We start from the raw sequence: 22,775 nt of genomic DNA on the forward strand, positions 1-22,775 counted from the left end.
ATACTTCTATTTAAAAAACCACCTTGAACTATCCGGATTATATAATACTGTATATATATACAGTATTATTTGGAGGCCGTTATGGACGATATCCGGCCGGCTATCGCCTCCACGTCTACGCGTTTTATCGATTGCCTCCGGCGGGATATGCGGGACAAGGGTTACGCCTATCAAACAGAGAAAACCTACATCCTGTGGATAGTCGCTATATTCGCTTTCACCAGCGCCAGCACCCGGCGAAGATGGGCGTGGAACATATCAACGCGTTCCTCAGTTCACTCGGGCAAGGGCGGTAAAGACCGCGCCACCCTGCTCCCGGAGTCCCTGAAAGAGCGGCTGCAATTACAGGTTGATAGCACGGCCAGATTACACAAGCAGGATTTGGCCCAAGGCCACGGCGAGGTCTATATGCCCGATGCCCTGAATCGCAAGTATCCCAGCGCCGCCCGGGAACTCGGCTGGCAGTTTCTGTTTCCTGCCACCAGCATCGGGCGCGACCCACGCAGCGGCGTGCTGCGGCGCCATCACCTACAGCATACCACCCTGCGCAAGTCAGTCGGTCGCGCACGCAAGGAGGCCGGCATAAACAAGCCGGTGCGATGCCACAGCTTCCGCCACAGTTTTGCCACGCGCTTGCTGCAACAGGGCTACGACATTCGTACCATCCAGAAGTTGCTGGGTCACAGCGATGTACGCACCACGGAAATATACACCCATGTGCTGGGCCGCGGCGCCATGGGCGTCATCAGTCCACTGGACAGTTAAGGTACCACGCCATGCCTTACGCCGAACTCCACTGCCTCAGCTGCTACAGCTTCCTGCGCGGCGCTTCCCACCCCCATGAGCTGGTGGAGCGGGCCGCCGCGCTGGGTTACCGGGCCCTGGCCATTACCGACGAGTGCTCGCTGGCCGGTATCGTCAAGGCCCATGTGGCGGCAAAGGAAGTGGGCCTGCAGCTGATTGTGGGCAGCGAGTTCGTGCTGGAAGAAGGTATTCGCCTGGTGGCGCTGGCCCCCAGCCGGGCGGCCTACAGCGAGCTGTCCGGGCTGATCAGCATGGCCCGGCGGCGCAGCCCCAAGGGGGAGTACCGGGCCGGCATTCGCGATGTGATCTTCCACCTCAAGCGCTGCCTGCTGATCTGGCTGCCCCGGGGCCGGGGTGAGCACGACCGCGCCTACGGCAAGCAGCTGGCACGCCTGTGCAGGGGGCGGCTGTGGCTGGGGGTCAGTCACCTGCTGGGCAACGACGAGGGCCGGCACTTCCAGCAGGCCGGCGAGCTGGCGGCGGAACTGGACATACCCATGGTGGCCTGCGGCGATGTGCGCATGCACGCGGCGGCCCGCAAGCCCCTGCACGATGTGTTTACCGCCCTGTATCACAACACCAGCATTCCCCAGCTGGGCCGGCGGCGGCTGGGCAACAGCCAGCAGCACCTGCGCTCACTGGAACATATCGGCCGGCTTTACCCTTCCGGCCTGCTGGCCGAGTCGCTGCGCATCGCCGCCCTGTGCACATTCAGCCTGGACGAGTTGCGCTACGAATACCCAAAGGAAGTGGTGCCCGAGGGTCACGACGCCAGCAGCTACCTGCGCCTGCTGGTGGAGCAGGGCAGCGCCCGGCGCTGGCCCGGGGGCGTTCCCGCCGGGATACAGCAGCGCATCGAGCGGGAGCTGCAGCTGATCGAGGAACTGCACTACGAGTACTACTTTCTCACTGTGTATGACATCGTCGATTTCGCCCGCGGCCGCGGCATTCTCTGCCAGGGCCGGGGCTCCGCCGCCAACTCGGTGGTGTGCTACTGCCTGGGCATTACCGAGGTATCGCCGGAGCAGATCTCGCTGCTGTTCGAGCGCTTTATTTCCAAAGAGCGGGACGAGCCCCCGGATATCGACGTGGACTTCGAGCACGAGCGCCGGGAAGAAGTCATCCAGTACATTTACCGCAAGTACTCCCGCAAGCGCGCGGCGCTGGCCGCCACCCTCATCACCTACCGCTCGCGCAGCGCGGTGCGCGACGTGGGCAAGGCCCTGGGGCTGGACCCGGTATTCGTCGACGACCTGGCCAAATCCCTGGCCTGGTGGGACCGCACTGCCGACCTGTCCAGGCGATTTGAAGAACAGGGCGTGGCCGGGCACAGCCAGCAGGCGGAGCTGTTCTATCACCTGGTACAGCAGATACTGGGCTTCCCCCGCCACCTGTCCCAGCACGTGGGCGGCTTCGTGATCACCCGCAGCCCCATTTCCACCCTGGTGCCGGTGGAGAACGCCAGCATGGCCGAGCGCACGGTCATCCAGTGGGACAAGGAAGACATCGAGGCCCTGGGCCTGCTGAAAGTGGATATCCTCGCCCTGGGCATGCTGTCGGCGATCAGAAAAAGCCTGCAAATGGTCAACCGCTACCACCCGGCCATCGCCACTATCAGCGACATACCCAGGGAGGATGCCGCCACCTATCAGATGCTGCAAAAGGCCGACACCGTCGGTGTCTTCCAGATCGAGTCCCGGGCGCAGATGTCCATGCTGCCGCGGCTCAAGCCGCAGTGCTTTTACGACCTGGTGATCGAGATCGCCATCGTCCGCCCGGGGCCGATCCAGGGCGACATGGTGCACCCCTACTTGCGCCGCAAGCAGGGGCTGGAAGCGGTCACCTACCCCTCGGAGGCGATCCGGTCGGTGCTGGAGAGCACCCTCGGGGTGCCCATTTTCCAGGAACAGGTCATCCGCCTGGCCATGGTGGCGGCGGGGTTCTCCGGCGGCGAGGCCGACCAGTTACGCCGGGCCATCGCCAACTGGGGTCGCAACAGTAAATTGCTCAGCTTCGAGCAGAAACTCACCCGGGGGATGATTGAACGGGGCTACGACGCCGACTTTGCCCGGCGCCTGTTCGACCAGATCAAGGGCTTTGCCGGTTACGGTTTTCCCGAATCCCACTCCGCCAGCTTCGCCCTGCTGGCCTATGTGTCGTCCTGGCTCAAGCGCCATCACCCGGCGGCGTTTTTCGCCGGCCTGCTCAACAGCCAGCCCATGGGCTTTTACAGCCCCTCGCAACTGCTGCAGGACGCCCGCCGCCACGGCGTTAGCGCCCTGCCGATAGACGTCAACCAGAGCGATTGGGACCACCAGTTGCTGGATCATCCGGGCAGCCGCAACAAGCCCATTCGCCTGGGCCTGCGCCTGGTTAAGGGCCTGAGCCGGGAGGGCGCCCAGCGCGTGGTGGAGGCCAGGCAGCGGGCGCCCTTTCGCCAGGTCAGCGACCTGCGCCGGAGGGCGCAGCTGGACAAGCGCGACATGGAGGCCCTGGCCGATGCCGATGCCCTCGCCTCCCTGAGCGGCCACCGCCACCAGTCCCAGTGGCAGATCATGGCCCTGGAGGAGGCCCGTCCGCTGCTGCAGGACGAACAGTTCCAGGGCGCCCGGTATTTTGACGATGAGGTGCAGCTACCGGCACCGGGGGTCGCCGAGGAAGTATTGTCCGACTACCGGGCCACCGGCCTCACCCTGCGCGCCCATCCCATGAGCCTGCTCCGGGACAGGCCCCCCTTCAACCGCTGCAAGCGCCAGGTGGACCTGCCCCACATCGGCAACAACCGTTTTGTGCGCATCGCCGGACTGGTCACCTGCCGCCAGCGCCCGGGCAGCGCCTCCGGCGTCCTGTTCCTGACCCTGGAGGATGAAACCGGCAACAGCAACGTGGTGGTGTGGCAGCGCACCCAGCAGCATTTTCGCCAGGCGCTGATGTCAGCCCAGCTGCTGCTGGTCACCGGCATCGTGGAAACCAAAGACAACGTCACCCACGTGATTGCCGGCGCACTCTACGATTACACCGGCGAGCTGGACAACCTGCGGCTTACATCCCGCGATTTCCATTGAGCGCCAGCGCCGCCCTGAAGTGGGTTGCAATCGGTCCACCGCCCTTCAATACTCCACCAGCTCTATTTCGATGCCATCGGGATCGTAGAAATACAGCCGCCGTCCCGGCTCGTAGTCTTCCTCACCCTTTATCTCCACCCCCATAGCCAGCAGGGTCTCACGGTAGGCGGCGAGGTCATCCACTTCAAATCCCAGGTGGTTGAACCCGGTCACACTGTAGTCCTCCGGTGCCCGGCTGGTATTAGCGGCTTCGAACAGTGACAGATAGGTACGGTCGTCACCGATATGCGCCGCCCGGCGGCCACTGCTGTTGGTGCCCTCCCAGCGCACCCTGCCGCCCATCAGCTGCAGGTAAAAGGCGACACTGGCCTCGACGTTGTTAACCGTAATATTGGCGTGTTCAATTCTCATGACTGCTCCTCCTTGTTGGTTAGCCACGGTTTGAGAATACGCCTTTCCAGCAATATATCGTCATTACTGCTAATATTCTGACAAAAAGCCAAGAGGAGAACAGCGTGTCTGATCTGGAACACGTGTCCGCACACCTGGCGGACAACATTGTTGCGCTGCGCAAGCGCAGCGAGCTCAGCCAGGAAAAGCTGGCGGCGAAAGCGGGCATTCCCCGCTCAACCCTCACCCACATGGAATCCGGGGGAGGCAACCCGTCACTGACCAACCTGTGCAAACTGGCGGCGGCACTGGGCGTGGGAATAGAGGAACTGCTGTCGCGGCCTCGCAGCGACTGCAGCCTGCTGAAAAAAGACCAGGTACCGGTAAAGACGCACAGCGCCGGCAAGGTCAGGGTGCACAAGCTGATGCCGGACAAGGTGCGCGGTATCGAGATAGACCGGATGGAGTTTGCCAGCGGCGCGTCGATGGCGGGGAAACCCCACCTGCAGGGAACCAAGGAATACCTCGTTGGACTGGCGGGACAGGTGACCGTGTCGGTAGCAGGCCAGCACTGGAGCGTCGATCAAGGAGATGTGCTGGCCTTTCCCGGGGACCAGAAGCACGGTTACCGCAACACGGGCCGCGGCGACTCCAGGGCGCTCAGCATCGTACTGCCCCTGCCCTATCCCACCGGCGGCAACCGCTGATTGGATTGCCGGGTCATCAGCACCGCCATGCCGACCCGGCTATTTTGCCGCCAGTGGTGCTCACCTGCTGAATTACTGCGCCAGATCAACGTAAACCCCTGAGGGTTTTCTAGAATGTGCGCTAAATACAGGGGAAAGAGTATGCCTTCAAACCAATGTTGTTTACGTGCCATAACGGCGGCGGTGAGTGCCGCATCCGCCTTGATGGCCCTGAAAGCCACCGGCCAGTCACTGGAAGAAGTTATGGTTACCGCGAACCGAATAGAACAACGGGCCTTCGATAGCCCCGCTTCACTCAGTCTGGTTACCAAACAGCAGTTGGACCGTGCCACCGCGCCGACACTGGCGGAAATAATGCGCGATATTCCCGGTCTGCAGGTCACCGACTCAGGCCAGCCCGGGCTGGCAAGAGTGCGCCTGCGGGGTGAGGAATCGAGGCGCACGGCAATCCTGATTAACAACCAGGACGTCACGGATCACCATGAGGTGGGAACTCCGCTTACCCTGCATCCCTCTATGGTCGAAAGAATTGAGGTGGTCCGGGGGTCCGGTGCGGTGCTCTACGGGTCACGCGCACTCAGTGGCGTGGTCAATTTCCTCACCCGCAAGGGCGGTACCCAGCCACTGCAGGCGACGTTCTCCGCGGGTTACAACAGCGCCACCTCCGGTTATAACGCGTTTGGTAGCCTCTTCGGTAATGTCGATGGCTTCGAGTACCGCATTGCCTACTCCGAAAGCGACCACGAAAATCGTGCGACCCCCGAGGGCGAGATGGAGAATACGGCCTTCGACAACCAGAATCTGTATGCGTACGCCGGCCGGACCTGGGGTAACCAGCGGCTGGAATATACCTATGAAAACTACGAATCGGCCACCAATGTCTACGTAGAAGAAGAGCTCAAGACCAGCTTCCCGCTGACCGATTTTTACATTGACGTACCCCGACGCGACCGGGAAAAGCACGGCTTTTTCTACGATTGGGAGGTGGACAACAACTGGCTGCAGAGTGTGCAGGCCAATGCCTTTCGCCAGGTCAACGACCGCCATTTTTACACCTTTACTGAAACCGTGTGGTACCAGCGTGACATCAATACCCGCGGTGATCTCACCACTGACGGCGCCCTGCTGCAGTTCAACTTTCAACCCCTGGGCGAGCATCAATTGATTGCCGGTCTCCAGTACGTCTACGACGAGGTGGACCAGGTTCGCGACGTGGACACTCTCTCCTGGACCCCGATCGCCGTTACCGGCACGGAAACCCTCCGCGATATAGCCGACATCGAAACCTGGGCGCTGTTCGCCCAGGATCAGTGGCAGCTAAGCCCCAGCCTTACTCTGACTGCGGGCCTACGGCAGTATTTCGTTGAAGGTGAGCTGAGCTACAGCGATCGGGAAAGCCTGACTCCGGGGAAGCTGGATGACGACCAGGAACTGATCGGCGCGGCAGGTCTGGTCTGGGAATTCAGTGACACGGTCAGACTGCGAGCCAATGTCTCCGAGGGGTATGTCTATCCCTCATTGATGCAACTGGCGACAGGGGCGTATGCGGGATCACGCTATGTGAATCCCAGCGCAGACCTGGCCCCGGAAGTTTCTGTCAACTATGAAACCGGGCTGAGGGTCCAGACCGAGGCGCTGGTGGTCGATGCCACCGTGTTCTACACAACATCGGAAGATTACATACATCACCTGCCCTGTACCGCCGAGGATCAGTGCCCTGGATCGCGGGACCGCGTTTATCGCAATATTGGCGAATCACAGGCTCATGGCATTGAGCTTTACATGGCCTATGCGATAGCGGACTGGGGCCTGCAACCCTACAGCAACCTCACCTGGATGCAACGCAAGAACGAGTACGACGACTTCAGCACCTGGGACACCGGTATACCCCAGATCAGCGGCCGTCTGGGCCTGCGTTGGGAGGGCAACCTGCTGTCCATGCAGTCAACATGGGCAGACATCTACCTGCGCGGTGAGTCCGAATCCTCGCTGAAGGAGCCCGGCAGTTCCCGCGACGTCCTCGAGGACAAGGTTGGCTGGGCAACCATCAACCTGGCAACAGGACTGGCCTTCGGCGCCAGGCAGCAGCACCAGTTCACCCTGAACCTGCTCAACCTCGCCGACAAGAGCTACATCCCCTCAACTGAAAACCTGTACGGCGCAGAGCGCAGCCTGCAGGCCAAGTTCACCTTCAACTTCTAACCCTCCCTGCCACTCCCAGCCCGGATCCACAGGATTCGGGCTGGCCTCACTCACTGCGGTTACCCACAGGCAACAGAAACAGCGCTGTTGCGTCGGTGCCAGTTCAGGCGCTGGCCTCACCCACTGCAGTTATCCCAGGCATAAAAAAACCGGCGCTTTTGCGCCGGTTCCAGTTCAGGCCCAGGCCTGTTAGTAGACGTCTTTACGGGTATTGTAGACGTTGAACTTGCCGGTGGGGGTAATCAGCCGCTTGTCCTTGATGACCTTCTTCAACTTGCGAGTCTTGTCATCCACCACCACGATGGCCGATACCTGCTCCTGGCCATTCCACACCGAGAACCAGACTTCATCACCAGCGGAGTTGTACTCCGGCTGGACAACCCGCGCGGGACCTTCGCCCACATCTGCCCACTCGGCGATGGGCAGCACTTCGTAGCCCCCCTCGAGGTTGTTGATGTCGTACACCGCCACACTCTGGCTCACTTTGGCGTCAGGGTGCAGGGTGTTATCTACCCACAGGTTATTCGACTTGGGGTGAGTCTTGACGAACAGCGAGCCACCACCCTGGGCCTTCAGGGTCCGCACCACTTTCCAGGCGTACTGCGGGTGCTTGTCGGGGTCGGTACCAATAAAGGTCATGTTCTCATTACCCAACGCCGAGGTCACCCACACCGGCCCGTACTTGGGGTCGTTGATATTGGCGCCACGTCCCGGGTGCGGGATCTTGGTGACATCAACCAGAGCCTCGATTTCCCTGTCCTTGGCATCCACCACTGCAATCTTGTCCGACTGGTTGGCGGCGGTCAGGAAGTAGCGCTTGGAGGCGTCCCAGCCACCGTCGTGCAGGAAGCGTGCAGCCTCCAGGGTGGTCACGTTAAGTGCGTCCATGTCGCTGTAGTTCACCAGCAGTATCTTGCCGGTTTCTTTCACGTTGACGATAAACTCCGGGTGCTCATGAGAGGCCACAATCGCTGCAACGCGCGGTTCAGGGTGATACTCCTGGGTGTCCACGGTGTAGCCACGTGTAGAGACAATCTTCCTCGGCTCCAGTGTAGCGCCATCCATCAGCACGTACTGGGGCGGCCAGTAGGCACCCGCGATCGCGATCTTGTCCTCGTAACCCTTGTACTTGGAGGTTTCCACCGAACGGGCTTCGAGGCCTATCTTGATAGTGGCAACCACCTGCGGCGGGTTCATGTACATGTCGATCATGTCGACCTTGGCGTCACGGCCAATGGTGTAAACATAGCGCCCGGTGTGTGATGCACGGGAAATATGCACCGCGTAGCCGGTCTTGAGAATGGCGATGATGTCCTTGCTGTCACCGTCGATCAACGCCACCTCACCGGAGTCACGCAGGGTGACCGAGAAGATATTGTCGATGTCATACTTGTGCTGTGGCTTTTTGGGGCGATCCTTTTCGGCAACCAGGACTTTCCAGGTCTCCTTCATTTCCGCCATACCCCACTCGGGAGGCTGGGGCGGCTCATGCTGCAGGAAACGCGCCATGACATCGATTTGTTCTTCACTGAAGTCGCCGGAGGTTCCCCAGTTGGGCATACCCGCCGGGCTGCCGTAGTTGATCAGGATCTTGAGGAAATCCGTGCCGCGCTCCTGGGTGATGTCGGGCGTCAGCGGCTTGCCCGTTGCGCCCTTGCGCAGAACACCATGGCAGCCCGCGCAGCGCTCAAAGTAGAGCTTGGTCGCCATGTCGAATTCCGCCTGGGTCATGTCCGGTGCGCCGGGCGTGATAACCCGGGTCAAGTCGCCGGCATCGGTCGGCGCCCCCTTGTACGCCATCTCCCCCGGAGAAACACCCGGGTGGTCAGCCTTGTCGTCGCTGTGGGCAAGTCCGGCAGAAAAAGCCAGTGCAGCTGCTATCGGCAGTACCCTGGGCCAGGTTGTTGATAACATTTTCATTGCAGTTCCCCTACGTGCCAGGCGCCGATATGGCACCCTATGTAACAAGACTATTACGCTCAGCCCAAACTGCCTTGACGCACATCAACAAAACCTAGTGATTCGCTCAGGAATCTACCGCGATCACTTGTGGAGCCGATTTGGCCTGGCGTCGCTCGCGCTTCTTGCGTTGTTCAACCATGGGCGGGCAGCGCTCTTCGTCCCAGTAGGTCACCTGGCACTCAAGGCAGTAATGACATTCACGGTCATTAATCTCGCCGGTCGGTTTGATCGCCGCAATCTGGCACTGGTGTTCGCAGGCCTCACAGGGCTTGCCGCACTCACGTCGCCGCCGCAACCAATCGAACACCCTAAACCCGGTGACAAAGCTCAACCCGGCGCCCAACGGGCACAGGTACTTGCAGTAGAACTTGCTGTTCAGCGCTGAAAGAGCAAGCAGCGCCACCGCGTAGATCACAAAGCCCGGCTCGCGATCAAATCGCAGGATAAAGGTCGTCTTGAAGGGTTCGACCTCCGCTAGCTTGGCAGCGGTCACCATGGAGTCGAGTGACAGCCCGACCAGGGCGATCAGGATAAAATACTTAATCGCCCACAGGCGTTCGTGAACCATGTTTGGCAGGCGCAGGCCGGCAAAGCCGAGGCGGTTGGCTAACTTGCTGATCAGGTCCTGGGCCGCGCCAAAAGGACACAACCAGCCGCAGTACACACCCCGACCCCACAGCAGAATACTCACCGCGACAAAGGCCCAGAGGACAAATATCAGCGGCTCGATCAGCAGTGTGTCCCAACTAAAGCCACTGGCCAGGCTATGGAAAAAGGCCAGCAGGTTGATCACCGATAACTGTGCTGAACAATAAAAGCCGATAAAAAACACCGTAAACAGCAGGTATGCGACCCGCAGGCGATGAAACAGTACGGTGTGCCTGACCAGCCAGTCCTGGAAGAACAAAATTATCAGCAGCAATAGCAAAGCCAGGCCCAGAACCCACAACTCCAGTGCCCTGTCCAACCACAGTAGCACCCATTCGGGGCTCTCACTGCCGCCGTCGCCAGCCGCAGGGGGACTGGTGCTCGCGACAGGAACCTCGCCGGTTTGGGCTAATAAAATCGGCAGTAGCTGCAGCGATGCCTTGTTGATCGACGAGGTAATCACCATGGTAGTGATCGTGGCCCCGCTAATACCGTCCACTCCAACATAGCCTTCCCGGCCCCTGGCGCCGACTCGAATTCGATCGTCGACCCGCTTGCCGACAAACTGGGACGTAAACTCATCCAGATCTGCGGTGGACACGCCAATAACCAGAATGGGCTCTTGGTGCTCCAGTATCTTTATACCGGAAATGACCCCCTGGGTATCCACGCCCACCAGGGTGTTCACCGGCTTTCCGGAATAGGCGGATATGGGAGCCAGGATGCCGGTGGTGTAGGCGTAGCCCAGAGCATTGCCCCCGCGGGCAACCGCAACCACGCCGGGAGCATCTGCCACCTCGGTCACTGCCTGCGCCTGTGGAAATACCTGCTTTACCTGGTCCAGACTGGGGGACGCAGCGAACAGCGGTGTACTGACCAGGACCAGAACAATTATCAGGACGAGTTTCTTTTGCACCATAGTCATGCCGCAGCGTTCGATTAAGACTTCATGCTAGCCCCGCCAGAACGGGATACTGTTGATCTGTATCAACCCAGGCCAAGCGCAACCGGGTTTTGATAGGGCATGCACTACTGGCTGACCCTTACGTTGATCATTCCCGGCTTTCTTTATGGGGCCGATGATAGCGATGCGGTCAATGAACGCATTCCGGTCAGCGCCACCCAACTGGAAGCTCACTGGGGAATCGACTGCCCCGCGAGTTGGCTCGCCCTCGCTGCCGGGGACTGCCCGCCCCCTCCCGCTTTGTCCCGGGTGCTGCAATTGTGCGCCGCTATACACCAGCCCCCCGGCGAACCCGGCGCCGCCAACTGTCCCGATTACCAAGCAGCCACGGCCGCAGCTACCAGGAGTGATTGCCCGCAACTGCAGCACATTATTCGGGCCTCCGGTGAATGCCTGGCATTGCCAGACCAGGCAGACTCTGCGTCCGCCCGCGAGACTGGATTCGCCGCTGAGACGCCCTGGCATTGAGACTGGCACAAAGGTGCCTGCCTGATTGTTCTCTCACCATAAAACGCATATTATATACCTCATTTGACAGCATTTACTCCGAATGCTATCCATGCACTGGAATTTCAGCGGGCAAGAGAAAGCAACACTTAACGGATACAGTTATGCAATCAGCTACAGAAGTAACGGCCAATACCGGAGAAGCAGTGGAAAACCAGGGCAAAGACACCCCAGGCCGTGGCTATGTGATGGTCATTTACGGGCTGTACATTGGCAGCATCATGGCCGTTGTCACCGCACCATTGGGCGCGATTATCGCGCATGTTCGCAGGGGGCGCAGTGCGCCGTGGCTGGACACCCACCTGGTATTCCAGATCCGGACCTTCTGGCTGGGCGTCACCTTCGCCGCCCTGTCGCTGTTGCTGTGGCAACTACCGGGGCAACTGCAGCTTTCCCCTGTATACGCCTGGGCTTTCGGCTACCTGTTTTTTACTGCTGGCCTGGCCTGGATGATGGCCCGTTGCGCCGTAGGTATACACCGGCTTACCTCCAACCGGCCTGTTGACGCACCCAAAAGCTGGTTGTTTGGCCTGTGACCACGCTGGAGCAGGACGAGTGGGGACCGCTATCCAGCCTCCCTGGAAACCCGCTGATGTGGATTTTAATCCTTAGCGAACTGCTGGTTTTCTCGGCGTTTTTCGTCCTTTTTGCCTGGCAGCGGTCACTGGACCCGACACTGTTCAATGCCGGCCAGATGCAGTTGGACCCGGTTCTGGGAGGCGTCAACACGCTGCTGTTGCTGACCAGCGGGCTGTTTGCCGCGCTGGCGGTTCAGGCCATTACGCTCGGTGATGTATTGCGCTGCCGCCGCTGGCTGGCGCTCACCATGTTATTGGGCTTGGCATTCTGCGTGGTCAAGCTACTGGAGTACGCTGCCAAAATCGCGATGGGGCTGACGCCGGAGACCAGCAACTTTTTCAGCTACTACTATTTGCTCACGGCATTCCACCTGGCCCACGTCATCTTCGGCCTGGGACTGCTGGCCCTGGCCTACTGGAAAACGTCGCTACAAAACCTTGAAACCTCTACCGCCTTTTGGCACATGGTCGACCTGATCTGGGTCATGCTGTATCCCCTGCTGTACCTGCTGCGCTGATGAGAAAAGCTTTTTTGGAAACCGGCCGGCCAGCAGCCAGGCGATTGTTCACAACCTGGCTGACGCTGGTGGCGTTAACGCTACTGGCCATGTGGTCAGCGCAACTGGATCCCGTATCACGGCAGAGCTCGCTGCCAGTGTGGGGATTCACCCTGGTGTTGCTGGGCGCCGCTTACAAAGTGCAGCAAATACTATTGGTCTATCTCAACTTACGTGTTTCCAGCGCCGGCTGGCGCGGCAGTTTTCTGGCCCTGGTATGGGTGGTGATGGTCGTCGTCTGGGCAGCCTACTGGGCGTCGCTGCGCGGCCTTGTCTAAGCCTCCGCTGGTAACACCCCGATCTACCGAATAAGCCATTTCACCGCAGGATTAGAGCGGGTCCTCGGGATAGTCCGGGTCAGGAGGCAGGCTTGAAGACTCATTGCGCGACCAGCGCTCCAGGGCTTTACCCACACGCAGCAGCAGCCAGATTACCAGTGGCGAAACAAATACCAGCCCGACGCCCCAGTCATAGTATTTGATAACCAGCACAAACGGCGTCATAACCAGCGCGCACAACAGCACTCCCGTTACCAGTGCAACGACACCGCGGTTCACAACGCCTGTCCTGGATTGCATTGCGATTTCATTAGTTGCAGATAATCTGCCGGTAGATTCCCGGCAATGCCTGGGCCAGGTGCTCCGGCTTGTGCACCATGGCGTAGCCGCCCCGGCCAAACAACTGGCCGATGTAATCCTGGGCGTCGCGGTCGATGGTAACGCCAAACACTTTTAACTCCTGGCGCCGGGCATCATTAATCGCCCGCCGTGTATCCTCGATACCATAGCGCCCCTCGTAATAATCACTGTCATTGGGCTTACCGTCGGTAAGCACCAGCAGCAACCGGTGCCGGTTGGGGCGCAGGCTCAGCTGCGCTGCGGCATGGCGAATCGCCGCACCCATGCGGGTGTAATGTCCGGGCTTCAGTGCGGCGATACGCCGCTCGGTGGTGTCGCTCATGGGCTCGTCAAAGGACTTGAGTGTCTTGACCCATACCCGGTGACGCCGGTGTGAGGTAAAACTGTGGATACTGTAGTCATCGCCGCAGGTGGCCAGGCCATTGGCCAGCACCAGCAAGGCTTCTTTCTCGATATCGATCACCCGGCGGTCCTCCACCCAGGCGTCGGTAGACAGGGACACGTCGATCAGGATGGAAATGGCCAGGTCTCTGGCCTGTTCCCGAGAGGACATATAAAGACCAGTACTGCTTTCACCCACAGCAGCGATATCGCACTGGGCTCGCACAACCGCGTCCATGTCCAGTTCATTGCCATCTACCTGGCCGCGCAGCCATTCCCGCTTGGGGCGCAGTGCTTCAAACTGCTGACGAACCCGCCTGATACGGCGGCGGGTTTGCGCATCGGCTTCGGTATAGCTGCCCTCCTCCTCATGCACGCTGCTGAGCACCCGGCAGTGCCCGGGCTGGTCGCACTGTTTTCGGTAGTTCCACTCCGGGTAGGTGTGCTCCCCCTGCAGGACTTCTCCCCCGGCGCCGCCGGGAGCAAGGTCGAGATCAATCTTCAATTGCGAAGCGGCACGCTGCTGATTGGGGCTAAGGGTAATCTCGTCCATTTGCTCGGCGTTGCTCTTGGCGTTCTCATCCTCCTCATCATCAACCAGGCGATTGACATTGACCATTTCGGCAAAGGACAGGATTTTCTCGAAGCGGTTGAAGACCAGCGGATCATCCCGCTCCGACTGATCCTGCCGGCGGCGCTCGGCCTTGCGCTTGTCGCGGATTTGCTCCTGGGCCGGCGCCGGCGTATCTGCCTCCTCCGGTTCTTCTTCGTCGGCACAAACAGAAGTTCCCAGGTGACTGAGATTGGCCCACAGGGGTACGGGTAAGGGCTGGCGGTAACCGGCAGCCGCACGAAAAGGGCGCAGACTGAGCTCGGGCTCCAGCACTGCTTGAAGATATTCACAGGCCTGCTCAGACAGGGGCTGCCGGGCTCCCAGCAGGTGGCAAATGACCTCTTCCAGCGCGCCCTCGGCAGGTGGCAGGGAGCGCGGCGGCCGCATCGACAGCATTTCACTGCGCAAACGCTCATAGCGGCCACGCAAGCCGGGAAAGCCGGCCAGAGCCGCCTCGGTTGCGGCAAGCACCTGGCGAAGCGCGCTGAGATTCTGCCGCAGCGGGTCCTTGAATTCACGGGTGGGACGCATGGCGGCCAACATGGCCGCCAGCCAGAAGTAGAGGTCTCGATTCAGCGCGGCGTCTTCAAACAGGGCGATCTGCGGGGGCAGCAGCAGGTTTTCTTCATCCAGCCGGGCCAGGTCCAGCAGTTCCTCATCCAGGCCAAATCGCTGGCGCAGGCTGAGCCGATGCGAGGAGGCCTGCGCTGCAATCGAGGACACTGCGACCCCTCCGGGTCCACCGCCGGCGCGAAAAAACACAGCCAGGGGAGCGGACAGACTTTCCAGCGTTACCGCCGACCCCGGGTGATTGGGAAAACTTGTGGTGTGTGAGGAGACCCAGCGGTGCCAGAAACGGCCCACATTTTCCTCGAACTCCAACCACTCAAGCATAACTGTAAATCGTCAGTCTTCGCCGAATGTCGCGCGAATGGCTTCCATCAGGCCTTCCTGCACGTCGGCATCGTCGCTCAGCGGCTCCACCAGGGTCGCCTGCGCAGCCTGGGTAGCCGACACGCCATTTACCATCAGGGTGGCGCAGTAAATGAGCAAGCGGGTAGATACACCCTCCTCCAGGTCCTGCCCCTTCATCGCCCGTAACCGCGCCGCCAGGTTAATCAATGCAGCGCATTGCTGTGCTGGCAAACCGCTTTCGGCGGCTACAATATCCCGCTCAACCGCGGGCGGCGGGAAATCAAAGCTCATGGCGACAAAGCGCTGCCGGGTGCTGGGTTTGAGGGACTTGAGAATGTGCTGGTAGCCGGGGTTATAGGACACGACCAACATGAAGTCGTCGGGCGCCTCCAGCAGTTCGCCGGTACGCTCCAGCGGCAACAGGCGCCGGTCATCAGTCAACGGGTGCAGCACCACGGTCACGTCCTTGCGCGCTTCCACCACCTCGTCCAGATAGCAGATACCACCCTCGCGGACCGCCCGGGTCAACGGACCGTCGACCCACCGGGTCTCGCCGCCCTGCAGCAGGTAGCGACCTGTCAGGTCGGCGGCGGTGAGGTCATCATGACAGGAAACCGTGTACAGAGGACGGCCCAGCCTGGCAGCCATATGGCTGACAAAACGGGTTTTACCGCAGCCAGTGGGCCCCTTCAGCAGGAAGGGCAGGTGCTGGCGAAAAGCGTGCTCAAACAGCTCACACTCATTGCCCACCGGCTCATAAAATGGCACGTCCTGCTGACTTTGCTGGTCAACTGTGGCCGCTACATCCATGGTCTTGATCCTCAAGCCTCAGCGGTTGCCGGAGCCTGTTCTTTCACCGGCCCGAAAATTGAGATGAAGAAGGTCACCGCGGCTATCGCGACCACGACGCCAGCGCCCAGGCGCATGAAGTAAAACAGCTGCAACTGGTCCTGGACCTCCATGTAGTTCATGCCCATTACCCTTTGCAGGTGGGTTTGCACGACACCTGCGAAGGTGAGAGTGAAAGTCATGAAACACATGGCCGATGTCATCAACCAGAAACTCCACATGTTGGTCACCTGATTGTAAGGCTGCGCACGGCGCAACTGGGGCATGGCATAGGTGATTACCGCCAGTACCATCATCACGTAGGCGCCAAAGAAGGCCAGGTGGCCGTGCGCGGCTGTCACCTGGGTGCCGTGAGTATAGTAGTTGATGAAGGACAGGGTGTGCATGAAACCCCATACTCCGGCACCGAAGAACGCTAAAGTCGCACTACCCAGTGTCCACAGCATGGCACTCTTATTGGGGTGATTACGACGCCCTTTCCAGAACATGAAGAATGCAAACATCACCATGGCGAAGAAAGGCAGCACCTCCAGGGTAGAGAAGATACTGGACAGCGGCTGCCAGTATCCGGGGGCACCAATCCAGTAATAGTGGTGCCCGGTACCCAGTAACCCGGAGAACAGCGCCAGGCCGATAATAACGTAGAGCCATTTCTCGATAACTTCCCGGTCAACGCCGGTCATCTTGATCAGCAGGTATGCCAGCAATGACGCCATGATCAACTCCCAGACGCCCTCAACCCACAGGTGAACCACCCACCACCAGTACAGCTTGTCCACCGCGAGATTGCTGGGGTTGAAGAAGGCAAAAAGCCAGAATACCGCAGCCAGCCAAAGGCCCAGCATCAGCACCAGGTTTATGGCCGTCTTGCGACCCTTGAGCAGGGTCATGCTGGTGTTGTACAGGAACATCAGGAAGGAAATGGTGATTAATATCTTGGACCACAGTGGCTGTTCAAGAAACTCCCGGCCCTCGTGAATACCCAGCTGGTAGCTGAGCAGGGCGCCGGCGCCGGCAACCGCAAAAATCGCCAGCTGGATATAGGCGATCATCGGGCTGTGAATTTCCTGCTCTGCCTCCTCGGGCATCAGGTAATAAGTACAACCCATGAAGCCCATTAGTAGCCAGACAACCAGCAGATTGGTATGGCTCATGCGCATGATGTGAAACGGCATGGCTTCGGCGAGAAATTCGGGCATGACATAAACCGTCGCTGCCATAATCCCGAACACAACCTGCAGAGCAAACAGTGCCATGGCCACGGCAAAGAACGGATAAGCCACCCGCTGTGTTTCATATTTCATTGTTAAACCCCTTTAACAGTAATCTTTCGCGTAAGGTCTGGTGCCCAGTCTGTCGAGCATTACCCTGCCGGTGTTGGCGGCCAATCCTGTGTATCGATCGAGTCAGTCCACTGCAAAAAATCGATTAGCGCATCAAGCTCTTCCTCGTCCAGATCGAATTTGGGCATGACACGACGACCGGGAACATTTAGCGGCTGCGCCCGTATCCAGCCTTTCAGACCGGCCCGAGCTGTCTCGGCATTTTCGCGTCCACCGTATCGCGTCCACACATTGCCCAGCTCGGGAGCGAAATACGCACCCTCTCCGAGAATGCTGTGGCAGTTGATGCAGCTGTTTTCCTCCCACACGTGCTTGCCCCGCTTGACGCTGTCAGTCAGCGCTTCGCTATCGGTAGAGGTCGTGACCATGTACCAGTGGGTATGCGCCGTGAGTCCGGCAAAAAGTATGAAAAAGAATAACGATCCGCCATAGAAGATATTCCGCGCCGCGGACCTCGTAAGCACATCAGACATTGAGCTTCCCCCCACTTGTCGTTGTTGGTGTTTCGACTGTCTTATTAAGACCAGGCAAACTATAACATGCAAATAATATGCATTATATTGATCGGTAGCAATATTCTTTTGATTTCTTGCACCACATCACTCTTGGGCAAGGCCGCAGACATGGCCAGAGATTAAAATTCAGGATCTCGTCAATCCACAACGATTTTGCAGGGCAAAGCCGTTTCAACTGATCCGCAATAATTGCGCAAGGCTCGCTTTATCGGTGCCTCGAAAAATGTCGGCAAGGGTATGCTGGTCAAGCACATTGAAGAACGCATCTAGTGCACTGGCCAGCACCGGGCGCAAGCCGCAGACCGGGGTGATAACACAGCTGTTGTTGGCACCCAGGCACTCAGCGAGATTGAAGTCCTTCTCCACGTCACGGACCAGGGCGCCTAAATTGATCTCCTCGGGAGGCCTACTCAGGCTCAACCCGCCGTTCTTGCCACGGGTTGCGACCAGATAGCCCTTCTGGTGCAACTCCTGCACGACCTTCATCAGGTGATTTCTGGAGATGCCGTAGCGGTGGGCGATCTCCTGAATGGTCGATTTGCCCTCATCTTTGGTCGCTACGAAGGCCAGCACCCGAATAGAATAGTCGGTGAAAGTTGTCAGGCGCATAGTACCTCCAGGATATCAGCAGCGCTTAGCCTAGCATAACATGCAACTTGTCTACTTGTTATAAACGACTCAGCTCAATCCCAGCCTTCCACGCCGGACATGTCAGGCAACTGGTGGGCAATACCCTTGTGGCAATCTATACAGGTTTTCTCTCCACTGGCCAGGGCCGTGGAATGCTGATTGGCAGCCCGAGTACTCTGCCAGGTGAAGTCCATGTACTCAAAGTCGTGACAGTTGCGACACTCGAGCGAGTCATTGGCCTTGAGCCGGGCCCATTCGTGTTCAGCCAGTTCCCGACGCTTGGCCAGAAACTTTTCGCGCGTATTGATGGTGCCGAAAATCTTGCCCCAGACCTCTTTGGAGGCCTGCATCTTGCGGGCGATCTTGTCGGTCCAGTCGTGGGGTACGTGGCAATCGGAACACTTGGCACGCACACCGGAGCGATTGGTGAAGTGAATGGTAGACTGCAGCTCTTCGTATACGTTTTCACGCATTTCGTGGCAGCCGGTACAGAAGGCCTCAGTATTGGTGAATTCCATGGCGGTATTAAAGCCGCCCCAGAACATAATCCCCATGATAAACCCGCCAAGGGTAAGAAAACCCAGGCTGTAGTATTTGCTGGGGGTTGAGATAGCCTGCCAGTAGCGCTTGATGGTTTCTTTCAACGGCTTGCTCCTCAGTCCCGCGCCGAACGCAGCAATTCATCAATATCCACGAACTCATTGTTCAGCTGCGGCTTTACATCCAGTTGCACCACGTGGCACTGGTTACAGAAGTAACGCCGGGAAGAGATATCTGCCAGGAAATTACCATCCCGGTCCATGTAATGGGTAACGCTGACCATGGGTGCCTGGCTATCGGGCGTCTGGCGCCGACTGTGACAGGACATGCACTTATTGGCGTTCAGATCGACCTGGTAATTGTCGATTTTGTGGGGAATCGTTGGTGGCTGCATCGGGTAGGCGCGCTTGCGTTTGACATCGCTGTTATCCACCCGGGGGATCTTGGGCGGATCCGGCTCGATATTGATCGCGGCATCCCGTGTGGTTGCGATGTTCTGGGACAGGGCTCCGACGGAAAACGCCAGGGCCAGGAGCAGGCTTGCGGTCAACTTTGTTTTCATCGCGTCTCCTCCTATGCCTTGACGATCTTGACGGCACACTTTTTGTAATCAGTTTCCTTGGAAAGCGGATCGGTCGCATCCAGGGTCACCTTGTTGATCAACTGACTGGAATCGAACCAGGGCACAAACACCAGCCCTTCTGGCGGCTTGTTGCGGCCACGCGTTTCCACCCGGGTACGGATCTCTCCACGCCGGGAAACCACCTTGACCTCATCCCCACGCCGCAGTTTGCGCTTTCGCGCATCCTCCGGGTGCATATACACCAACGCATGTGGCACGGCCTTGTGCAGTTCCGGGACCCGGCGGGTCATCGAGCCGGAGTGCCAGTGTTCCAGCACCCGCCCGGTCGAGAGCCACAGGTCGTATTCCTCGTCCGGCGACTCCGCTGGCGGCTCGTAAGGCAGGGCAAAGATCACCGCCTTGCCGTCGGGTTTACCGTAAAACTCGAAGCCCTTGCCCTCCGCCACATAGGGATCGGAGCCTTCACGGAAACGCCACAGGGTTTCCTTGCCATCAACCACCGGCCAGCGCTTGCCGCGCACCTGGTGGTAAACATCGAAGTCATCCAGGTCGTGGGCTTTACCGCGACCAAACATGGCATATTCCTCGAACAGGCCTTTTTGCAGGTAGAAGCCAAAGTCCTCCGACTCGTGGTTGCGATAGCCCTCCTCAATATCCGAGTTGGGGTATTGATCAACCTGTCCATTGCGGTAAAGCACTTCGTACAAGGTCTTACCCCTGTACTCGGGGTTGGCTGCGAGCACTTCTGCCGGCCATACCTCATCGGTGGTGAAGCGCTTGGAAAATTCCACCAACTGCCAGAGATCTGAGCGCGCCTCTCCGGGGGCATCGACCATCTGGTGCCAGAACTGGGTGCGGCGCTCGGCATTACCGTAGGCGCCCTCTTTTTCCACCCACATGGCCGTGGGCAAAATCAGGTCGGCGGCCTGGGCGGTCACGGTCGGATAGGCGTCGGACACCACGATAAAGTTGTCTGGATTGCGATAACCCGGCAGCGTTTCTTCATTGAGGTTGGGCGCCGCCTGCACATTGTTATTCACCTGCACCCAGTAGGCATTGATCTTGCCGTCCTTGAGATCGCGATTCTGCTTCACCGCATGGGAACCCACCCAGTCAGGCAGGATACCTTCAGGCAGCTTCCAGTACTTCTCTGAAATTTCGCGGTGCTTGGGATTGGTTACCACCATGTCCGCCGGCAGGCGGTGGGAGAAAGTACCGACCTCGCGCGCGGTGCCGCAGGCTGAGGGCTGACCAGTCAGGGAGAACGGGCTGTTACCCGGCTCGGAAATCTTGCCGGTGAGCAAATGTACGTTATAAAGCATGTTGTTCACCCACACGCCCCGGGTGTGCTGATTGACACCCATGGTCCAGAGTGACATGACTTTGGTGTCGGGGTCGGCATACAGTTCGGCCAGCGCCTGCAGCCGCTCAGGGCTAATACCGCAAAGTTCCGAGACGTATTTTTCATCGTAATCAGCCACAAATTTTGCGAATTCGTCGAAACTGATCTCTTCGGAGCCACCCGCGCCGGGATTGGCGGCCTGCTGCTCCAGCGGGTGTTCTGGACGCAGGCCATAACCGATGTCGGTCACTCCCTTGCGGAAGTTTACGTGTTTGCCAACGAAATCCTTGTTGACCTTGCCTTCACGAATAATGTAATTGGCAATGTAGTTCAGGATCGCCAGGTCGCTCTGGGGAGTAAAAATGAGGGGCATATCCGCCAGTTCGAAGGAGCGGTGTTCAAAGGTTGACAGCACGGCGACCTTCACACCGGGATTGCTGAGGCGACGATCGGTAATGCGGGTCCACAATATGGGATGCATCTCCGCCATATTGGAGCCCCAAAGCACAAACGCGTCGGCATTTTCCATGTCGTCGTAACAGCCCATGGGCTCGTCGATGCCAAACGTACGCATGAAGCCCGCCACTGCAGAGGCCATGCAGTGGCGGGCGTTGGGATCAATATTATTGGACAGGAAACCGGCCTTCATCAGTTTGGAGGCGGCATAGCCCTCCCACACGGTCCACTGGCCAGAACCGAACATGCCGACACCGCGTGGCCCTTTCTCCTTGAGCGCTTTTTTGAACTTCTCTTCCATGACATCGAAAGCCTCATCCCAACTCACCGGGGTGAACTCGCCTTCCTTGTCATACTTGCCGTTCTTCTTGCGCAGTAGTGGCTGGCGCAGGCGGTCCTCGCCGTAAAGGATCTTCGCCAGGAAGTAGCCCTTGATGCAGGCCAGACCGCGATTGACCGGCGAATTGATGTCGCCGTGGGTGGCCACCACCCTGTTGTCCCGCGTGGCCACATTGATACTGCAACCGGTGCCGCAGAAACGGCAGGCCGCCTTTGACCACTTCAACTGGGTGTCGGAGGTAATAATGTTGGTCGCCTGAGCGTTGGTGCTGATGCCCGCTGCTGCGGCGGCCATGGCAATCGCGTTGGCGCGAATAAAGTCTCTACGCGTAGTGCTCATGTGCTGCTCTCCGTCTCTTGTTCGGATTCCTGTTCGTCGTCTATCTGGTGATACACCAGGGCAACGCTGATTACCCCGGTCAGCGCCTCCACCGCGCTGATACGTTGCATGACTGCACTTTCACTGGTGGTCTCCAGCAGCACCACCAGCTTACCTTCCTTGCTGTGTTCGGGAACGCTGGCATCAGGAAGCCCCTCGATGGCAGGGATAACCGATTCGATGGCATCGGGCCGGCAATGCACGACCAGGCTGGAAATGTGAATTCCACCGGAGATGTCGGCCCTGAGCAGGGCCCGTCTCGTCAGGCGCATGACTTACCCCGGGGGACCAAAAATCATCTGGCTGATCCAGACGATAAACCCGTAACCGCCAACGATGGCGATAGTAATGGCCGGGGCCAGCAAAAACGCCAGCAACAGAAAGGAACGAAATTCGGTTTTCTTATCGACTTCTTGCACCGTAATCCCCATTTAGACATGAATTATTCAGGGCACAAACACAGTATAGATGGCTCTGGCTCAGTGGCAATGGCCTTGAGCGGCCTTTCGAGGAAATTTATGGGCAATGGCTGATCGGGCTCAAATTCACCGGGAAATGGTGAGCGGAGTCAGATCCGCTCGCTGAAAAAGCGCCAGGCCCCCGGCTATCAGCTCGGGCGCCTCCAGCGCCAGGCGATAGACCATGTTCCCACCGTTGGAAAATCCGCCCAAGTGCACCCGCCCGGGGTCCACCCCATAGTCAGCGGACAGCCTGGCCACCAGAGCCCGGGTGAAGCCGACATCGTCTATCCCGCGGGTGTTGGCGGTATAGGATGCCGACTTGCGACACCCGTTCCAGTGATTGTCGAACCCATCCGGGTAGGCGACCACAAAAACCGTGGCGCTCGGCCCGGACTTCGAACCCATAG

23 protein-coding genes are annotated in these 22,775 nt (G+C 59.0%); 8 read left to right on the forward strand and 15 right to left on the reverse strand.

The window, feature by feature from the left end:
* The first annotated feature begins 81 nt into the window (after positions 1-81).
* Positions 82-765: a tyrosine-type recombinase/integrase gene (locus E2F43_RS13530; protein WP_238946918.1), complete on the forward strand. Its 684-nt coding sequence runs from the start codon at positions 82-84 to the stop codon at positions 763-765.
* A gap of 11 nt (positions 766-776) precedes the next feature.
* Positions 777-3,869 (forward strand): error-prone DNA polymerase, encoded by a 3,093-nt coding sequence (locus E2F43_RS13535; RefSeq protein ID WP_133213556.1) that lies wholly within the window; start codon positions 777-779, stop codon positions 3,867-3,869.
* A gap of 45 nt (positions 3,870-3,914) precedes the next feature.
* On the opposite strand, the gene E2F43_RS13540 is transcribed toward E2F43_RS13535, so the two are convergent.
* Positions 3,915-4,280, reverse strand: coding sequence for a VOC family protein (locus E2F43_RS13540; protein ID WP_133213558.1), 366 nt, complete (start codon positions 4,278-4,280; stop codon positions 3,915-3,917).
* A 104-nt stretch (positions 4,281-4,384) separates the two neighbouring features.
* Here E2F43_RS13540 and E2F43_RS13545 point away from each other — a divergent pair, with 104 nt between their 5' ends.
* The gene (locus tag E2F43_RS13545; protein ID WP_133213560.1) at positions 4,385-4,966 is read left to right on the forward strand and encodes a helix-turn-helix domain-containing protein; all 582 of its coding nucleotides are present in this window, start codon (positions 4,385-4,387) and stop codon (positions 4,964-4,966) included.
* 141 nt (positions 4,967-5,107) lie between these two features.
* The gene (locus E2F43_RS13550; RefSeq protein WP_238946919.1) at positions 5,108-7,168 is read left to right on the forward strand and encodes a TonB-dependent receptor plug domain-containing protein; all 2,061 of its coding nucleotides are present in this window, start codon (positions 5,108-5,110) and stop codon (positions 7,166-7,168) included.
* A 189-nt stretch (positions 7,169-7,357) separates the two neighbouring features.
* Here E2F43_RS13550 and E2F43_RS13555 read toward each other — a convergent pair whose 3' ends face one another.
* Entirely contained in the window at positions 7,358-9,088 is a 1,731-nt protein-coding gene (locus E2F43_RS13555; protein WP_275259681.1) for a cytochrome D1 domain-containing protein, read from the reverse strand.
* A gap of 106 nt (positions 9,089-9,194) precedes the next feature.
* Positions 9,195-10,703, reverse strand: coding sequence for a 4Fe-4S binding protein (locus E2F43_RS13560; RefSeq protein WP_133213564.1), 1,509 nt, complete (start codon positions 10,701-10,703; stop codon positions 9,195-9,197).
* Between the two features lie 99 nt (positions 10,704-10,802).
* On the opposite strand from E2F43_RS13560, the gene E2F43_RS13565 reads away from it, so the two are divergent.
* The 4 genes from E2F43_RS13565 to E2F43_RS13580 all read left to right on the forward strand — a co-directional run bounded on the left by E2F43_RS13565 (position 10,803) and on the right by E2F43_RS13580 (position 12,662).
* A complete protein-coding gene (locus tag E2F43_RS13565; protein WP_133213566.1) occupies positions 10,803-11,210 on the forward strand; it encodes a hypothetical protein in 408 nt (135 codons plus the stop codon).
* A gap of 143 nt (positions 11,211-11,353) precedes the next feature.
* The gene (locus tag E2F43_RS13570; protein ID WP_133213568.1) at positions 11,354-11,785 is read left to right on the forward strand and encodes a DUF4870 family protein; all 432 of its coding nucleotides are present in this window, start codon (positions 11,354-11,356) and stop codon (positions 11,783-11,785) included.
* A gap of 56 nt (positions 11,786-11,841) precedes the next feature.
* Positions 11,842-12,345, forward strand: a complete 504-nt coding sequence (locus tag E2F43_RS13575) for a cytochrome c oxidase subunit 3 family protein (protein ID WP_133213570.1) — start codon at positions 11,842-11,844, stop codon at positions 12,343-12,345.
* A 44-nt stretch (positions 12,346-12,389) separates the two neighbouring features.
* Positions 12,390-12,662: a cytochrome C oxidase subunit IV family protein gene (locus tag E2F43_RS13580; RefSeq protein ID WP_165954318.1), complete on the forward strand. Its 273-nt coding sequence runs from the start codon at positions 12,390-12,392 to the stop codon at positions 12,660-12,662.
* 51 nt (positions 12,663-12,713) lie between these two features.
* Here the strand turns inward: E2F43_RS13580 and E2F43_RS13585 are convergent, their stop codons facing one another.
* The 12 genes from E2F43_RS13585 to E2F43_RS13640 all read right to left on the reverse strand — a co-directional run bounded on the left by E2F43_RS13585 (position 12,714) and on the right by E2F43_RS13640 (position 22,773).
* On the reverse strand, positions 12,714-12,962 hold the full coding sequence (locus E2F43_RS13585; RefSeq protein WP_133213574.1) for a hypothetical protein: 249 nt from the start codon (positions 12,960-12,962) through the stop codon (positions 12,714-12,716).
* A gap of 10 nt (positions 12,963-12,972) precedes the next feature.
* Positions 12,973-14,910 carry a nitric oxide reductase activation protein NorD gene (locus E2F43_RS13590; protein WP_133213576.1) on the reverse strand — a complete coding sequence of 646 codons (1,938 nt, stop codon included), beginning with the start codon at positions 14,908-14,910 and terminating at the stop codon, positions 12,973-12,975.
* Positions 14,911-14,922: 12 nt separating this feature from the next.
* Positions 14,923-15,741, reverse strand: a complete 819-nt coding sequence (locus E2F43_RS13595) for a CbbQ/NirQ/NorQ/GpvN family protein (RefSeq protein ID WP_133213578.1) — start codon at positions 15,739-15,741, stop codon at positions 14,923-14,925.
* Positions 15,742-15,752: 11 nt separating this feature from the next.
* On the reverse strand, positions 15,753-17,084 hold the full coding sequence (locus E2F43_RS13600; RefSeq protein ID WP_133213580.1) for a cbb3-type cytochrome c oxidase subunit I: 1,332 nt from the start codon (positions 17,082-17,084) through the stop codon (positions 15,753-15,755).
* 59 nt (positions 17,085-17,143) lie between these two features.
* Complete coding sequence (locus tag E2F43_RS13605; protein ID WP_133213582.1) at positions 17,144-17,596, reverse strand: c-type cytochrome; 453 nt, start codon at positions 17,594-17,596, stop codon at positions 17,144-17,146.
* Positions 17,597-17,809: 213 nt separating this feature from the next.
* The gene (locus E2F43_RS13610) at positions 17,810-18,247 is read right to left on the reverse strand and encodes an RrF2 family transcriptional regulator (protein ID WP_133213584.1); all 438 of its coding nucleotides are present in this window, start codon (positions 18,245-18,247) and stop codon (positions 17,810-17,812) included.
* Between the two features lie 74 nt (positions 18,248-18,321).
* Complete coding sequence (locus E2F43_RS13615; RefSeq protein ID WP_133213586.1) at positions 18,322-18,912, reverse strand: cytochrome c3 family protein; 591 nt, start codon at positions 18,910-18,912, stop codon at positions 18,322-18,324.
* A gap of 11 nt (positions 18,913-18,923) precedes the next feature.
* Entirely contained in the window at positions 18,924-19,370 is a 447-nt protein-coding gene (locus E2F43_RS13620; RefSeq protein WP_133213588.1) for a nitrate reductase cytochrome c-type subunit, read from the reverse strand.
* 11 nt (positions 19,371-19,381) lie between these two features.
* Positions 19,382-21,868: a nitrate reductase catalytic subunit NapA gene (gene napA, locus E2F43_RS13625; RefSeq protein ID WP_133213590.1), complete on the reverse strand. Its 2,487-nt coding sequence runs from the start codon at positions 21,866-21,868 to the stop codon at positions 19,382-19,384.
* Entirely contained in the window at positions 21,865-22,179 is a 315-nt protein-coding gene (locus E2F43_RS13630) for a chaperone NapD (RefSeq protein WP_133213592.1), read from the reverse strand. Before E2F43_RS13630 ends, napA begins: the two co-directional genes overlap by 4 nt.
* Positions 22,180-22,182: 3 nt before the next feature.
* The gene (gene napE / locus E2F43_RS13635) at positions 22,183-22,326 is read right to left on the reverse strand and encodes a periplasmic nitrate reductase, NapE protein (protein ID WP_238946920.1); all 144 of its coding nucleotides are present in this window, start codon (positions 22,324-22,326) and stop codon (positions 22,183-22,185) included.
* Between the two features lie 126 nt (positions 22,327-22,452).
* The gene (locus tag E2F43_RS13640) at positions 22,453-22,773 is read right to left on the reverse strand and encodes a CE1 family esterase (protein WP_238946921.1); all 321 of its coding nucleotides are present in this window, start codon (positions 22,771-22,773) and stop codon (positions 22,453-22,455) included.
* Positions 22,774-22,775 lie beyond the last annotated feature (2 nt).

It is taken from the genome of Seongchinamella unica (assembly GCF_004354085.1).
GTDB lineage: Bacteria > Pseudomonadota > Gammaproteobacteria > Pseudomonadales > Halieaceae > Halioglobus > Halioglobus unicus.

Coding starts and splice junctions, on each gene's coding strand:
- E2F43_RS13530 (WP_238946918.1), top strand. CDS start 82: ATGGACGATATCCGGCCGGCTATCGCCTCCACGTCTACGCGTTTTATC.
- E2F43_RS13535 (WP_133213556.1), top strand. CDS start 777: ATGCCTTACGCCGAACTCCACTGCCTCAGCTGCTACAGCTTCCTGCGC.
- E2F43_RS13540 (WP_133213558.1), bottom strand. CDS start 4,280: ATGAGAATTGAACACGCCAATATTACGGTTAACAACGTCGAGGCCAGT.
- E2F43_RS13550 (WP_238946919.1), top strand. CDS start 5,108: ATGCCTTCAAACCAATGTTGTTTACGTGCCATAACGGCGGCGGTGAGT.
- E2F43_RS13555 (WP_275259681.1), bottom strand. CDS start 9,088: ATGAAAATGTTATCAACAACCTGGCCCAGGGTACTGCCGATAGCAGCT.
- E2F43_RS13560 (WP_133213564.1), bottom strand. CDS start 10,703: ATGACTATGGTGCAAAAGAAACTCGTCCTGATAATTGTTCTGGTCCTG.
- E2F43_RS13565 (WP_133213566.1), top strand. CDS start 10,803: ATGCACTACTGGCTGACCCTTACGTTGATCATTCCCGGCTTTCTTTAT.
- E2F43_RS13570 (WP_133213568.1), top strand. CDS start 11,354: ATGCAATCAGCTACAGAAGTAACGGCCAATACCGGAGAAGCAGTGGAA.
- E2F43_RS13575 (WP_133213570.1), top strand. CDS start 11,842: ATGTGGATTTTAATCCTTAGCGAACTGCTGGTTTTCTCGGCGTTTTTC.
- E2F43_RS13585 (WP_133213574.1), bottom strand. CDS start 12,962: ATGCAATCCAGGACAGGCGTTGTGAACCGCGGTGTCGTTGCACTGGTA.
- E2F43_RS13590 (WP_133213576.1), bottom strand. CDS start 14,910: ATGCTTGAGTGGTTGGAGTTCGAGGAAAATGTGGGCCGTTTCTGGCAC.
- E2F43_RS13595 (WP_133213578.1), bottom strand. CDS start 15,741: ATGGATGTAGCGGCCACAGTTGACCAGCAAAGTCAGCAGGACGTGCCA.
- E2F43_RS13600 (WP_133213580.1), bottom strand. CDS start 17,084: ATGAAATATGAAACACAGCGGGTGGCTTATCCGTTCTTTGCCGTGGCC.
- E2F43_RS13605 (WP_133213582.1), bottom strand. CDS start 17,596: ATGTCTGATGTGCTTACGAGGTCCGCGGCGCGGAATATCTTCTATGGC.
- E2F43_RS13610 (WP_133213584.1), bottom strand. CDS start 18,247: ATGCGCCTGACAACTTTCACCGACTATTCTATTCGGGTGCTGGCCTTC.
- E2F43_RS13620 (WP_133213588.1), bottom strand. CDS start 19,370: ATGAAAACAAAGTTGACCGCAAGCCTGCTCCTGGCCCTGGCGTTTTCC.
- napA (WP_133213590.1), bottom strand. CDS start 21,868: ATGAGCACTACGCGTAGAGACTTTATTCGCGCCAACGCGATTGCCATG.
- E2F43_RS13630 (WP_133213592.1), bottom strand. CDS start 22,179: ATGCGCCTGACGAGACGGGCCCTGCTCAGGGCCGACATCTCCGGTGGA.
- E2F43_RS13640 (WP_238946921.1), bottom strand. CDS start 22,773: ATGGGTTCGAAGTCCGGGCCGAGCGCCACGGTTTTTGTGGTCGCCTAC.